11 protein-coding genes and 4 pseudogenes are annotated in these 14,218 nt (G+C 68.5%); 11 read left to right on the top strand and 4 right to left on the bottom strand.

The window, feature by feature from the left end:
• A pseudogene (locus ACIRJP_RS40375) lies at positions 1-559 on the top strand (IS5 family transposase); the annotation flags it as partial.
• Positions 560-861: 302 nt separating this feature from the next.
• Here ACIRJP_RS40375 and ACIRJP_RS40370 read toward each other — a convergent pair.
• Positions 862-1,116 (bottom strand): annotated as a pseudogene (locus tag ACIRJP_RS40370) (Tn3 family transposase); the annotation flags it as partial.
• Between the two features lie 82 nt (positions 1,117-1,198).
• Entirely contained in the window at positions 1,199-1,855 is a 657-nt protein-coding gene (locus ACIRJP_RS40365; protein WP_404185903.1) for a DUF5701 family protein, read from the bottom strand.
• A 380-nt stretch (positions 1,856-2,235) separates the two neighbouring features.
• Here ACIRJP_RS40365 and ACIRJP_RS40360 point away from each other — a divergent pair, with 380 nt between their 5' ends.
• The 9 genes and pseudogenes from ACIRJP_RS40360 (at position 2,236) to ACIRJP_RS40320 (ending at position 12,492) form a co-directional block, all read left to right on the top strand.
• The gene (locus ACIRJP_RS40360) at positions 2,236-3,366 is read left to right on the top strand and encodes a hypothetical protein (RefSeq protein WP_404185901.1); all 1,131 of its coding nucleotides are present in this window, start codon (positions 2,236-2,238) and stop codon (positions 3,364-3,366) included.
• A 15-nt stretch (positions 3,367-3,381) separates the two neighbouring features.
• Positions 3,382-4,494 (top strand): phosphotransferase family protein, encoded by a 1,113-nt coding sequence (locus ACIRJP_RS40355; RefSeq protein ID WP_404185899.1) that lies wholly within the window; start codon positions 3,382-3,384, stop codon positions 4,492-4,494.
• A gap of 669 nt (positions 4,495-5,163) precedes the next feature.
• Positions 5,164-5,832 (top strand): macro domain-containing protein, encoded by a 669-nt coding sequence (locus ACIRJP_RS40350; RefSeq protein WP_404185897.1) that lies wholly within the window; start codon positions 5,164-5,166, stop codon positions 5,830-5,832.
• Positions 5,833-5,956: 124 nt separating this feature from the next.
• Positions 5,957-7,621, top strand: coding sequence for an ADP-ribosyltransferase domain-containing protein (locus tag ACIRJP_RS40345; RefSeq protein ID WP_404185895.1), 1,665 nt, complete (start codon positions 5,957-5,959; stop codon positions 7,619-7,621).
• Positions 7,622-7,734: 113 nt separating this feature from the next.
• Positions 7,735-7,953: pseudogene (locus ACIRJP_RS40340) on the top strand (immunity 49 family protein); the annotation flags it as partial.
• Between the two features lie 112 nt (positions 7,954-8,065).
• Positions 8,066-8,167, top strand: a pseudogene (locus ACIRJP_RS40335) (IS5/IS1182 family transposase); the annotation flags it as partial.
• A 393-nt stretch (positions 8,168-8,560) separates the two neighbouring features.
• Positions 8,561-9,454, top strand: coding sequence for a hypothetical protein (locus ACIRJP_RS40330; RefSeq protein WP_404185893.1), 894 nt, complete (start codon positions 8,561-8,563; stop codon positions 9,452-9,454).
• Between the two features lie 359 nt (positions 9,455-9,813).
• Positions 9,814-10,905 (top strand): hypothetical protein, encoded by a 1,092-nt coding sequence (locus ACIRJP_RS40325; RefSeq protein ID WP_404185891.1) that lies wholly within the window; start codon positions 9,814-9,816, stop codon positions 10,903-10,905.
• A gap of 846 nt (positions 10,906-11,751) precedes the next feature.
• Positions 11,752-12,492, top strand: coding sequence for a class I SAM-dependent DNA methyltransferase (locus tag ACIRJP_RS40320; protein WP_404185889.1), 741 nt, complete (start codon positions 11,752-11,754; stop codon positions 12,490-12,492).
• 416 nt (positions 12,493-12,908) lie between these two features.
• On the opposite strand, the gene ACIRJP_RS40315 is transcribed toward ACIRJP_RS40320, so the two are convergent.
• Positions 12,909-13,385 (bottom strand): DUF6924 domain-containing protein, encoded by a 477-nt coding sequence (locus ACIRJP_RS40315; protein ID WP_404185887.1) that lies wholly within the window; start codon positions 13,383-13,385, stop codon positions 12,909-12,911.
• Positions 13,386-13,445: 60 nt separating this feature from the next.
• The gene (locus ACIRJP_RS40310) at positions 13,446-13,964 is read right to left on the bottom strand and encodes a histidine phosphatase family protein (protein ID WP_404185907.1); all 519 of its coding nucleotides are present in this window, start codon (positions 13,962-13,964) and stop codon (positions 13,446-13,448) included.
• 73 nt (positions 13,965-14,037) lie between these two features.
• Between ACIRJP_RS40310 and ACIRJP_RS40305 the strand changes: the two genes are divergently transcribed.
• On the top strand, positions 14,038-14,218 hold a 181-nt coding region (locus tag ACIRJP_RS40305), incomplete at its 3' end, for a transposase (RefSeq protein ID WP_404185905.1).

The following is a 14,218-nucleotide window of genomic DNA, read 5'->3' as shown; positions in this document are numbered from 1 at the left end:
TGCACGAGGTACTGCTCGCCGAGCTGCGGGCCGCGGGCCTGCTGGACATGGACGACGCGGCAGTCGACGGCTCTCATGTCCGGGCCCTCAAAGGGGGGCTCACACCGGACCTTCGCCGGTCGACCGCGCGCGTCCGGGCAGCAAGCACCACCTGATCGTCGACCGGCACGGCACCCCGCTCGCCGTCTCGCTGACCAGCGGAAATCGTCACGACGTCACTCAGCTGATGCCGCTGCTGGACGCGATACCCCGCATCCGCGGGGTCCGCGGGCGGCCGAGGCACCGGCCGGGCCGGCTGTTCGCCGACCGTGGCTACGACTACGACAAGTACCGCCGCCTTCTCCGGGCCCGCGGCATCACACCGAAGATCGCCCGGAAAGGAACAGCCCACGGCTCCGGCCTGGGAAAGACCCGCTGGGTCGTCGAGCGCACATTCGCCTGGCTCCACCAGTTCAAGCGGCTCCGGATCCGCTACGAGATACGCGCCGACCTCCACCTTGGCCTACTCCAACTCGCCTGCAGCATCATCTGTTTGAGACGACTCCGAACTTCATTCTGAAACGATCAGTTAGGCTGCGCGGCGATGGTGTGATCGCGGGGTCGGCACCAGGGTGCCGTCCACGGTGGGCGCCTTCCAGGGCTGGCGCCTTCTACGCAAGCACCAACCGAATCACCGACGTGGTGAAGGCCGTCCTCGTCCTTCACCACGCATCACCATGCGGTTGGGCATCGCTCAATACGTCAGCCACTCCGTGTCGGGGATCAAGTCCTCGATCCATTCCTGGCCTCGCATGGCCCACTGAGGCGCAAGGAACACTGGGCGACAGCGGGCGTGGTCACCGTTCTGCTGGCAGCGCAGGACAGGTTCAGCGGCGCGTCCAGGATGCGCAGAGGGGCGCGCGGGGCGCCGTGCACCACCGTCTGCCCGATGCCCTCAACCTGGTCGTTCGCTGCGTTCAGCCAGGTCATGCCCCGCTTGAAGCCGAAGCACTTCGGCAACGGCGCCGCGCTGACGGTCCGGACGGGGACGACGAATCGCACCCCGTCCGTCCAGGGAGTCATCGACGCTCGCCCAGACTTCCAGCACAGACTGCGGGCGAGGCGGAGCTCTGGCACGCCGCTGGTTCATCTGGACTCATACCGGCAGGAAGGAGCTGGAACGCCCATAGCCCATCGACCTCACGCAATGCCCTGCCAGCTAGCCCGTGCGGCTCGTAGCGGAGGCAAAACCCAGCCACGTGTGGCGGTTGCCCCACCAGCACCAGCCGACCTTCGGGGCGTTGCGTCGCTCGTGCCCGTCTCGACCGGTGCCGTTGCTGATCCAGATCGCCGGGGTGCGGGCATCCAGGGTGCCATTGGCCTTGCGCAGCCGGGAGCCGATGGTCATGAAGCAACAGTTGCGCTCAAGGACCGCCGGCTGCTGGAGCACCCAATGGATGCCTTCGGTGAGCAGCAGCGGGGTGCGGTGCGCCTTGGTGAGCGCGGGCAGCGCCTCGTCGGGGCTCCAATTGGCCATGTGGGTACCACGGTCGAGGCCGGCGATGAGGTAGAGAGGACCGTCGGGCAGGTCGACGGCGCAGGGGGCGAACCGGTCGACGTCCGACATGTCGGTGACAACGAAGCCGGACTTGCCGTCACGGCGGAGCAGTGGTGCCAGGGCGGACGCGGGGGCTCGGTCCGGGTGGACCGCGAGGAGCGTGTCGCCGTCTCCGCGACCGGCATTCTCGGCGAAAGTGCGCAGGTCGTCGGCAGGTAGCCGCGCAAGCTCGTGCACCCCGAGCTCGATCAGACGTTCCGCCTGGGTGGAGAGCGGCGGCAGAGCGGACGCGGTGACGGTGGACGAGGTGTCGGACAAGGTACTCCTTCGGTTCAGCGCAGTGGACCTGAGGTCAGAACGAGACGGCCCACCGTGGTGTTCCCTGCGCGGCGGTGCTGCGACAGGCGAAGCCCTCGGGATCGTGTAGCGCAACTTCACTGGTCTGTGAGCCCAGCGGCCTCGGTGCGGTCGAGGACGAACCAGTCCGCGGCCTGCGCCTTCGAGCGTCATCGCCTCCGGCACCCTGGATCACCCCGCACCCACGGCACCCACGGACCCGACTGAGTTCACGGCGGATGCTGTTGCCGTGCTTCCAGGCCTCGACGGCTCACCATGACGGATTCCCCTGGCCATGACCATTGATCTGACGTATCGTCAGCTATCGTGCAAGCCCCCGCTGAGCCCTGCCGGAGGCCCTCGTGCCCGAACGCCCCGTAGCCCTCGACGAATACCCCGTGCACCAAGTGCCGCTCTCCATGCGGTACATCGCCACCAGCGACCGCAACGCCTACGACCGCTGCATCTTCCACGTCTTCGACCACTCCGGCCGCGCCCTGCTCGTCCTGGGCCTGGGCGTATACCCCAACACCGGTGTGATCGACGCCTTCGCCACGCTTCGTCTGGGCGATGAACTCCTCGCCGTCCGCGCCTCCGACGCCCTGTCCGAGGACCGGATGCGGATGGAGGTCGGCCCGCTCCGCATCACCGTCGACGAGCCGCTGAAGCGCTTCACGTTGCACTGCGCCGCCGACCCGGCCGACCCGGCCGACCCGGACGGCCTGTCGTACGATCTCAGATGGCAGGGGGCCTTCGAGCCTCTGTGGGAACCACACCACACGATGCGTCGCGGCAACCGCCTCACTCTGGAAGGCCGCCGCTTCGTTCAGGCCGGCACGGTGACCGGCGTAATCCGTGCGAAGGGCGAGGAGATCACCGTCACCGCCGACGAGTGGACCGGCACACGCGACCGCAGTTGGGGCGTGCGGCCCATCCCCGGCGAGGACGGCGGACGCGCGGGGCGGGAGCACGTCCCGGAGGGCTTCCACTGGCTGTGGTGCCCCGTCCTGTTCGACGACCGGTTCCTGATGGTGATCGTCCAGGAGGAGCCCGACGGCTACCGCACCCTCAGCGAAGCCGTCGAGGTACGCGGCGGCCTCCCCGACACCCAACTGGGCTGGCCTCAGCCGGACATCACGTACCGCTCCGGTACCCGCCACCCCGAGCGCGCGGTCATTCATCTCGCCGACCGCAATCGCAAGGACATCGAGCTGACTGCGGAGATCCTCATTTCCTCCCCGCTGGCCGTCGGCGCAGGCTACCCACCCGCTGACGATTGGAGCCACGGGACGTGGCACGGCCGCGACTGGATCGACCGACGCAGCTATGACCTCGCCAACCTGTCTGCGCACCCCATGGCCGTATTCGGCGTCACTGAACACGTCGCCCGCTTCACTCTCGACGGCGCCACCGGCTACGGGATCTTCGAGCACGGCACGTTCGGCCGCCACGACCCGAGCGGCTTCACCGGCTACGACTCGGTGGCGCCCTGAGTACGGAGATCTCGTATGGCTGCAAACCCCGAAGCACCCCGGATCCGGCGTACCACCCGCGACCCGGAGGAACTCACCCGTCGGCTCGCAGCCTGGCTGGCCGCCGTCCTCCCCGGAGCCCGCCCGACGGCCGTCACCGTGCCGGACTCCAACGGCATGTCGAGCGAGACCCTGCTCTTCGACATCGAGCGGGACGGAGCCGCCGCGCCACCCCCCGTTCGCCGCTGCGTCCTGCGCCTGGCCGCGGACCCGAACGCGTACACCGTCTTCCCCGCCTACGACATGCCCCGCCAGTACAAGGTGATGCGCCTCGTCGCCGCGCACACCGATCTGCCGGTGCCCGCCGTGCACTGGCTGGAGACCGACCCCGCCCACCTCGGCGCGGAGTTCTTCGTGATGGAGCGCGTCGAGGGGCGTGTGCCGCCGGACGTCATGCCGTACACGTACGAGGGCAATTGGCTGCACGCCGCCACGGACGCCGAGCGCGAACAGCTGGAGCACGCCAGTGTCTCCATCCTGGCGCGACTGCATGATCAGGTGCCTGTGTCGGAGGCGGAATTCCTCGCAGGGCGGGGAAGCGGCAGCCCGTTGCGGCGGCATGTCGAGGACCTGCGGACGTACTACGGCTGGGTCGTCGACGGCCGGCCGCGTTCACCCGTCATCGAGGCCGCCTTCGCCCGGCTGGAGGAGCTGTGGCCGGCCGACGAGGGCGAGACCGTGGTGAGCTGGGGCGACGCGCGGATCGGCAACATCATCTATGACGGCTTCGAGCCCACCGGCGTCCTCGACTGGGAGATGGCCGCCCTCGGGCCACGGGAGCTGGACCTCTCGTGGGCGATCTACCTGCACCGTTTCTTCCAGGACCTCACAGTCACACTGGGTCAGGAGGGACTGCCGAGGTTCTTCCAACGGACCGCGGTGGAGGAGCGGTACGCGAAGCTCACCGGGTATACACCGCGGGACATGGACTTCCACACTCTCTACGCCTGCCTTCGGCACGCGATCGTGATGCTGCGAGTCGGCTACCGGCAGATCCACTTCGGCGAGGTCGCGGCGCCGGCCGCCACCGATGACCTGGTCATGAACCGGGCTGCGCTGGAGGCGATGACAGAGGGCCACTACTGGTAGGGGGCATCATTCAGTGCCCAGGCGCGCGGATACCCTGCCCAGGCGCACTGGATACCCTCTCGGTACGAAGGTGGATGGGCCGTTCGGGCTGGTCCTTGGTGTGGTGGGTGCTACGGAGGTCACGGGCGGGTTGCCGCAGAGTTCTGGCGGATGTGTCGCCTGGTCATGAAATGCTCGCAGCGGCGGTGTCCTTGCAGCACCTGCCGCCGTCGTGGCGTGGTGAGCGTGTGCTTCGGACCTGCGGTCAGGCTGTGGTCGAGTGGTTGGCAGCGCTGGTGATCTGGTCCCGGACGGCGAAGCGGACGGGGCATCTCGGCTCGGTGGTCGGGGGCTTCCATCAGGTATCGGCAGGGGCGGCAGTGGGGTGGGATGCCGCTGAACGTGACCCGGGTTGCCGGGCTGCGCCGGTGGAGCAGCGGAAGCTTCTGCATCGGGCGGCGGAAGATGCGTCTGGCGGCGGCCTTGTCTCCCTGCGGCTCCCGCATGAGGAGTGCCCGGTGGCCGGCACCACCGCCCGGTCGCCTTCACTTGTCCGGGTGTGCCTGTCTTCCCTCCCCGCACCCCTGCTCCCCCGCTCCCCTGCTCGGACGACCCTGTCGAAACGGCATTGTCAGTGGCGCACGGTAGCTTCGACACTGTTCGAGATCGCGAGGTGAGAGGGGTGAATTCGTGGGTGTCAGGCATGCGTTGAGTGTCGTCCTGGTCGACGTCAACGACGAGGTGGTGACGGCCTGGCGGTCCGCGTTCGCGGACACGCCGGAGGTCGGGATCAGGCGAGGGTCCCTTCTTGATGTGGACGCCGACGCCTGGGTCTCCCCGACCAACGAACGCGGCCGGATGGACGGTGGGGTCGACGCTGTCGTCAAGCGGTACCTCGGTGCGGGTATCCAGGTGCGGGTGCAGCGGGCGATCCGCGACCGGTTCGGCGGACGGTTGCCGGTGGGCAGCGCGGTGTGCGTCCCGTCCGGGGCGGATGTACCGCGGTACCTGATCTCGACGCCGACCATGCGCCAGTCGTCACAAAACGTCAGCCATACGATGAACGTGGCCCTGGCCTGCGCGGCCGCCTTCCAGGCGGTGCACCTGCAGAACCGGGCGAAGCCGGGCAGCATCCGGTCGGTGGCCCTCGTCGGGATGGGCGCGCAGACCGGTCAGGTGCCCGCGAAGGTATGCGCCAATCTGATGTGGACGGGCTACACCCTCTTCCACGACCATGGATTCGCGGACTACGACGAGTTGCGGGCCGCCGTACTGGGGCAGCTCGACGACATCGAGGGAGCGGGGTCCGCACGGCGGGTCCGGATCAACGTGCCGCAGCGGCCTTCCTTTCGTCACTGACCCGAAGACCTCGCAGGCCGGTGCCGCCCAGGGCTCGGACACCGGCGACGACCCTGCCGCATCTGTTCAGCATGCCGGGGCGCCCTTGGAGGCGTCCGGTTCAAGTATCGGGAGTTGCACCCTCGTGAGTGATGCCGACGTGACGGCTGCGGGCGATGCCGGAACCCCGGCCGGGGATCCGCTGGGACTGGCCGACCTGTTCACCGGTGGCGGCGAGCCATGGCTGCCGCTGCTCGGACCGGTGATCGAGGCGCAGCCGGGAGTCGCCGACTTCATCGGTCCGCAGCGCAGCCCGGAGGTCGTCCCGGTGCGCGAGCTGACGTTCCAGGCGTTGAAGCCGCATCCGCCGGAGAAGTGGAAGGTGGTCGTCTTCGGACAGAACCCCTATCCGCGGGCGGAGAGCGCGACCGGCATCGCGATGTTCGACAACACCTTCAACGACTGGAAGGACAGCCAGTTCGGCCGGGTCGTCAGCATCCGCTGCCTCATAAAGGCGGCTGCGATGTGGAAGTACGGCATCGTCAAGAAGACCCCGATCGCCGATGTCCGCGCCCTGCTGAAGAAGGAGGGAACGGTTCAGCCGCCCGAGTGGTTCCAGGCGATGCTCACCCAGGGTGTGCTGCTGCTGAACGCGTCCCTCACGGCGAGTGCGGACGGGGCGATGGCGACCGATCGGCACACGTCGTTCTGGCGGCCCGTGGCCGAGCAGATCGTCGAGGAGATCCTCCGCGCGAAGCAGGAGGCGGTGGAGGAGGACGACCGGGGGGTGGTGTTCGCCTGGTGGGGCGCGCACGCCCGGAGTCTGAAGAGGGTCGTCCAGCGGCTGGAGAAGAAGTACCCGGGGGTGCAGGTCCGTCACCTGGACCACGCCAATCCGGCCGCGCAGGGGGATCTGTTCTGCGAGGGCGACCACTTCGCCCAGGTGAACGACGCCTTGGCGGCGGTGGGGTCCGAGCCGGTCGACTGGCTGCCGCAGAAGGGCTGGGACCAGGGAACGGGCGGGGTCGACGAGCCGGCGGACGGTGGTGTCGCTCAGCGGATGGGGGCGTTCATCGCATCCACGATGGAGTTGCACCAGCTGTATCTGGAGCGGCTCACCAGCGTCAAGGACGAGGGCCTCGTCCTGCCTCCCGTCACCGGGGTGTTCGACACGCCGCTGATGGACTTCCAGAAGGCCCTCGAGCCGGTCTCGCGGGTGCTCGCGCACCTGGACCGGCATATCGATCTGTCGAGCCGTTTCGGGGAGACGAAGGCCGCGGAGGCGGCGTCCGCGGGCGCGCTGTCCGGGGAGGCCGCGGGCGCCATGTCGGCCGACGCGATCTCGGCCCTCTACCTGTACACGTGCGAGTCGGGCTTCTACCGCGAGATCAACGCCGTGCTGCGCTCGTCGGACCGCGAGCGCGTGGTTCCGTATCTCCCGTACCTGCGGTTGCTGTTCTCGGCGATAGAGGCGTTGCCGGCGCAGACGAGGCCGCTGTGGCGTGGTGTGGCGCTGGATCTGCGGTCCCAGTACCCGCTGGGGCGGACGGTGACATGGTGGGGCGTGTCATCGTGCACGTCCGAGCTGGGTGTGGCCCGCGCGTTCCTCGGCGGGCGTGGCCGGCGGACACTCTTCGAGGTGACCTCCGCGCGGGCGGTGGGGATCCGGCGGTTCTCCGCGTTCACGGGTGAGGAGGAGTACATCCTCGCGCCGGGGACGCAGCTGAGGGTGACGCAGGTGAAGACCGAGCGTGGGGGTCTGTGCACCGTACGGCTGACCGAGCTGGAGGGGGCCGGCCAGGTGTCGTGACGTCCCCGGGCCGGGCATACTCCGTGGCTGCCGGCCTCGTTCGCGACGGACATGAACCTGGCTGACGCCGTCTTCCTGGATATCAGGCGCGACATCTCGGAAGACGGCGTGCGCTCGTGGAGGGCGACGAGGAGAGCTTCAACCTGTCCCTGGCCGAAGCGCTCGAAGCCCACCGCGACTACTACCAGGTCGCCGACCGCGCCGACGATCCGGACGCCTCCATCAACCTCGACATCCTCGCCCTGGCCTGCCACGCTCGCCGTCGCGGCTGGCACATCCGCGTCGAATCCCCCTACCTTCCGCAGCGCCTCCTCGGGGCGGCAGAACCTTTCGAGGAGCGCGTCCACAACAGAGCGCTCCAGTCGGCCCTTCAACTCCGGGGCGGGGCCCGCTGGAGCCCAAGCCGAAATCGTCCACGGTGGGAGGCCCCTCGCCGGGCCAGCGAAACGCACCGGAATGACAGACGGTTACGGAATCCCGCTGGGCCGGGTTCTGGCCAGAGCGAACTGGCACGACTCGCCATCTCTCACCCCAACCCTGGACGTGGATGAGGTCTCCCGAACCGGGGGTAGCCGCGACAGCGAGGAGCACCAAGGGCTTGCCAGTTCGTGGCGCAGAGGATCGGGAGAGCATGTCTGCCGGAAGAACGCAGCCGCTCCTTGTCGCACCTCAGGTCGTTACCCACCGGTGCCCGGCCCGGTCCCGGAACGTGCACTTCTCGGCCTCCACGATGGGTAGGATCACGCCGCACGCCGAGCGGGCGGTCCGAGCCGCGACGCGCACGGCACAGACTGAACATCGGGGGTGCACGGCATGAGTACGAACGGCAATGGTTACTGGGGTCCGCCGGGCGGACCCGGAGCCGGCTCCGGTGGGCAGCCGGGCCCAGGTCCCGGCCAGCAGCCCTACGGACACCCCCCGTACCCAGGTGGTCCCGGCGTGGGACCCTACCCGCCGCAGCCCGCGCCCGTGCCTCCGCAGGGGTACCCGAGGCCGCCGCAGAACTGGGGCCCGTACCCGCCGCAGCCCCACGGCGGAGGCCCGCAGCCGCCGTTCCCGCGCCCGCCCCGGCCGCCGCTGACGCGCAGGCAGCGGATCCTCAAGTGCGTCTACAACCCGTTCTACGCCGCCCAGCGGGCCTTCCGCCCCTCGCGCCAGGGTGCCGTCGAGGACCTGACGGTGCGCAAGATCCAGATGTGGCGGACCGGACTCGGCATCGCCGCCTGGCTCGTGCTCGTCATGTCGTACAAGCCGGTCGACACAGCCAAGGGCGTCGAGGTCGTCGCGAACGACAAGCTCACCCAGAGCTGGATCAGCACACTCGTCCTCGTGTGCGCCTTCCCGTTCGTGATCGCCCTGTTCGCGTTCGCCGCGCAGGGTGCGCTGCGCGGGCTCTACCTACGTCGGTCCCTGAAATCCTTCGGGGCGGTGGTGGCCCTGATGGCGTCCATGGCCACGTTCCCCCTCGCCGTCGCGCCCGACCCGGAGACCACCGGCTTCCGCGACGCCATCGGGACCCCAGGCATGGTCGTCGTCATCACGCTCTGCACGTGGTCGCTGGGCTTCGCCGTGTACGGGGTCGGGCTCTGCCTCGTGCACGTATTCCGCACTGCCGACATCCACGAGGTGCTGCCGCCGATCCTTGCCACCTTGCTGGTGTGGGTGATGGCCGCACTCGACGTGATCAACAACGAGAACGTCGAGGTTCCCGTCCTTGCCCGGATCGTGTTCCTGCTCGGCGCTCCGGTGTCGGTAACGGTGTTGTCGTGCTGGGAACTGTACCGGCTACGGAAGTACCACAACCTGACCGTGCGGCAGGCCCTCGGCCGCTAGGGACTTCCGTTGAGATCAGGCCGGATCAGGGAGCGGGGTCCGGTGCCGTGCATCGTAAGGCGGAGTAGGGAGTCGATGCGGCGCGTCGGTGACCGACGAGCTCCGGGCGATGCACGCGGAGATCAGCGGCTGATGATCGCCATGGGCGCCGGACCTGCCACCAGGCTTGTTCTGGCCGATGAACCCGCCTGTTCACCTTCACCAACCACCCCCGCAAGCTGGCTGCTTGGTCATGCGATCATACGGACGGCTCTCGATCGGCCGGTGCGCAGTCAACTGAACAGACGGCCAAGCCATCGGCCATCGAATGAGAACGGGAGTGCGGTGTGAGCGGGGCTGGGGGGCAGGACGGATCGTCCGTGTCCGAAGAGGAGTGGGAGCGGTTCCTCCGTGAATCGGTGACGGGTGCGGCCGGGGCACCTGTGGAGCCGTCGGCGCGCGCTCGTGAGGTGGAGCGGCGGCTGTGTGACCGCTCCGGGCAGCCGGAAGGCTGGCGTACGTACTCGCCGGCCAGGCCCCGGCGCAGGACAGGCTGGTACGTCGCTGGGCTGGTGGCTGTCCTGGCACTCCTTGTCGTGGCGCTCTTCCCGCAGCAGGTGGTCGGCTGGTTCGGTGGCGACGACGGCGGGCAGGACGGGGTGCCGCTGGCCGCCGAGTCGGAAAGCCCGCGGGAGGCTCCTGGCGCCGAGCGGGATCTGCGCCCTACCCTCGCCGAACCCTTCCGGGGTTCGCCTGCCGCCCGCTGGGCAGGCGGAGCGACAGGGATCACGGTGCCACCGGCCGAGGCGACCGGCTGGATGGACGCCGCCCAGGTCGAACGGGCACTGCGGCGGAGCAGGGACTTTCTGGTGGCCGCGGGGCTCGACTCCCATGTGCTGCGCGGCGAGCAGCCCACGAAGGCGATCGCGCTGCTGAACCCGCACCAGAAGGACGTCCAGGAGTATCTCCGTACCGCGCTGTCGTCGGCAGAGCCCACGGACAAAACCGATCCGCTGCTGTTGTTCAGCCGTTTCAAGCCGGATCAGTCCCGGCTGGTCGGTGACGTGGTCAAGACACGCGGTCGTCTCACGTACCGGGAAGGGAAACAGGGGGCGGTCGAGGTGACGGCGGACGTCACCTTCGTGTACCCGGTCACCCCGGCTGGCAACGACGGACAGGACGCCGAGGTCGTCCGTACGATCGTGCGGCGCCAGGTGGTTATGAGTTGGGACGACCCGGCCGAAATCATCACCGAACCGGGCACGATGTCCCTTGTCTCGTACGCGCTCGACATGACCAACGGCGGCTGCTCCGCCCCGACCGGCTACTTCGTGCCACCTTTCGGCACGGCCGACGAGCAGCACGCCGACGAGGCCCGTCAGGTCGATCCGTACGACCGCAGCAAGCCCATCGACACGAGCAACGGGACGACGGCCGCGGGTAACAGCTGTGCGACCGCCACCCGCTCCTAGACTTCTGAGTCAGGAATTCCGTCCAGATGTGCAGGCCTGTCCTATGGCGCGGACCGGCTTCCGAAGGCCTGGTTGACGCTGTCTGACGAGGAGCGGGCCGCTTTCGAGGGTTGGGGGCGGCGCCGGTCGACACCGCAGGCGTGGACCCTGCGGTGTCGAATCTTCCTGACCTGCGCCCAAGGTGCCTCGAACAAGGACGTGGCCGCTCAACTCCGGTCGACAGCTGACGCGGTGGGCTGCCGGCGGGCCCGGTTCGTGCAGTACCGAATGGTCGTCGCGCTGGTCGCCAGAACGCTGAAGTCCACGCCGAAGAACGCAACCCACTGGTCGACTCGTGCGATGGCGAAGGAACTGGGCCTGTCGCAGTCGACCGTGTCGCGGATCTGGCGGGCGTTTCGTCCTCCTGCCGCACCGCTCGGAGACGTCTGTTCCGTCGACGGATCCACACTTCATTGACAAGGTCCACGCATCGTCGGCCTCTGCCTGGACCCGCCTGAGAGAGCTTTGGTGTTCTGCGTCGGCGCGAAGTCGCAGACCCCTGGCCGCCGCTCCGAAGGACGCCACCGGCAAGGTGATCGGTTCCCTGCACCGCCGCCACCGCACCGAGGAGTTCAAGAAGTTCTTCGTCAAGCTCGACAAGCTCGACAAGAAAATCCCGCCCGGCCTCAGGCGCTCATTCGTGCACGCTGCGCCGAGGAGAACGACCGCATATTGCCGTGACCTTGCGTCCCCGGTCCGGACTGCTCCTGAGAGGTCTCTACCGCCCCGCCCTGAACCTGTGATCGACTCCGGTGGAAGCTAAATCCACTCGACAGCGCCCCTTGGCACCCCGCAGAGTGGCCGTCCGTGACGAGCAGTGAGCTATGGACCCGTGTGACCGCAGACCGCTACGACGCCGAAGAGACCGAGATGTCCTCGGCCGCCGTTCTCGGACCGACTCTCGCCTTCCTCGCTGAGCTCGCCGGAGACGGCCGGGCACTGGAGTTCGCCATCGGGACCGGACGGGTGGGCGTCCCACTCCGGGAGCGTGGCGTGCCGGTAGTGGGCATCGAGCTGTCTGAGCACATGGCAGCGGTACTGCGGCGCAAGATCGACGAGGACACGCTCCCGGTAGCCGTCGGGGACATGACTTCCACCGTAGTCCCCGGCGAGTTCACCCTGGTCTATCTCGTCTACAACACCATCACGAACCTGCTCACACAGGACGAGCAGGTCGAGTGCTTCCGCAACGCCGCACATCATCTGGAGCCCGGCGGCCGATTCGTCATCGAGCTGGGTGTACCGCCACTGCGATTCCTGCCGCCTGGCCAGGTCGCGGTGCCGTTCGACGTCTCCGAGCATCATCTCGGCTTCGACACCTTCGACCTGGTCGAGCAGATTCTCGTCTCGCACCACTTCACCCGCGAAGGCGACGACGGCCGCTACCGCCGTGGCAACTCCCGGCACCGGTACGCCTGGCCGGCGGAGCTCGATCTGATGGCACGGATCGCCGGGTTGGAGCTGGAACGTCGCGTCGCGGACTGGGACGGGGCGCCGTTCACCCAGGATTCCGCGAAGCACATCTCCGTGTGGCGCAAGCCGGCCTGAGGTCGGCCTCCGGGCCTCGGAAGTTCAGGCGTCGCCAGCAGGCCAGTGCACCGGGGGATCAGTGCAGGTCGTTGATGCCGAACACCGTTGCCTCCCGGGCCGATGCTGCGGTGCACCCGGCGGCCGGGGTGCCGGGGTGCTGGTGAGGATCAGGTGGTTGGCCGCCGGGCGGTCGGGCCCGACCGCCCGAGACAGCTCGTCTCCCGAGTTCTCAACGACGAACCGACAGGGCTCGTCCGGCGGGCAGTCGGTGCCCTTGCGCGGAACGGCCTCGCGGTCAGCGCGGCGCCCCAAATGACGAGTTCCCCCGGGAGTGTACACTCGGGGCGGCGAGAGCCTCCGTGCCTGGTACCCATCTCGACTGAGACGTGCGGCAGTCAGGACATAGTGCGCGACGTCGATGGCTAGTGCTCCATTCAGCAGGGCCGGTAGACCCCTTCGGGATCGTCGTGGGCCGATGCCGCGAACTCCTCGAAGCCGAGGTTGCCGATGCTCAGATTTGCGTGGACCTCGTGGACCCCTGCGGGGACGGTGCGGAACTCGCGCCCGAACTCGATCAGTTGCTCGTAGTCCTCTTCGTCCACGCATTCCTCCTGCGTCAGCAGGGTGACCGCCAGCAGCGGGTGGTGCTCGGCCTGCATGCTCACCCGGTCGGCAAGGAAGACCACGGACAGGTCCTCATCAGCACTGACCGCGGTCAGTACCTCGTCCGCGGTCGCCCCCGCCCAGACCGGATCGTTGATGAAGTGGATGTGCGCCTCGTACTGCCTGTCTCCCCAGGGCTCCATCAGCGCCGCGGCCAGATCCTGCCACGCCCGGTCGTCGTCGTAGTCGGTCCTGACGACCAAGGCATCGAACTCGTCGCGGCGTGACACAACGGGCAACGTTCCCATGACTCTCTCTTCCCGGTGACGATCGATGCGCTGTGCCGTGACTGTCTCATGGACCGTCCGTCACGGCCCCAGGGGACCGGCGTTCCACCCGGAAGCTGACCGCGCAACCCGGCCATCAGTGCTTCCCCCTGAGCCAACACCCCAGCAGCAGTGCCGCCGGCCTCCGCCACCACACCCGCGACAAGCCGGGGCCTCGCCACCCGGCATCGCATGATGACCGTGGGCGACGACGGCAACGTCGCCTTCGTCCAGCAGTGGCCGGACCCGTTCCAGCACCGCATCCGTGCGCGCGGCCACCTGCTGGAGCTCCTCGCCAGGATGGGCTGCGTCGCCGGGAATCACGCCGTCCCGCCACAGGTCCCAACCTGGCGTCGTCTCCTGAATCTGCGCCGCGCTCAGGCCCTCATACCCTCCGTAGTCCCACTCCATCAGGTCGGGATCGGGTTGGACGCCGGTCAGACCGGCCAGCTCGGCCGTCCGCATGGCGCGGCTCAACGGGCTACTGAACACGGCGACCAGATGGCGTCGGGCAAGCCTCGGAGCGAGCGACTTGGCCGCGGCCTCGCCCGCGTCAGTCAGCGGGATGGGCCTTCACCCCTGATCTTGGACACTGGAGATAGTGGATCTTGAGGATCTGAGAGATGGACGTGTCGTGGTCATGAAGCACTATCCGCCGGAGTTCAAGGCGGACGCGGTCGCGCTGTACGAGTCGCGGCCCGGGGCGACGATCAAGCAGACCGCCGCCGACTTGGGGGTGAACCCGGAGACGCTGCGCAACTGGATCCGGGACGCGGGTGCCAGTCGTCCGCGCGGCCGTCGGGCGGCGGAGCCGC

Origin of the sequence: Streptomyces sp. NPDC102437 (assembly GCF_044765565.1) — a bacterium.
GTDB lineage: Bacteria > Actinomycetota > Actinomycetes > Streptomycetales > Streptomycetaceae > Streptomyces.
Note: the sequence above shows the minus strand (reverse complement) of the source record. Positions and strands in the feature narration are given on the sequence as shown.

Coding starts and splice junctions, on each gene's coding strand:
- ACIRJP_RS40315 (WP_404185887.1), bottom strand. CDS start 13,385: ATGGGAACGTTGCCCGTTGTGTCACGCCGCGACGAGTTCGATGCCTTG.
- ACIRJP_RS40355 (WP_404185899.1), top strand. CDS start 3,382: ATGGCTGCAAACCCCGAAGCACCCCGGATCCGGCGTACCACCCGCGAC.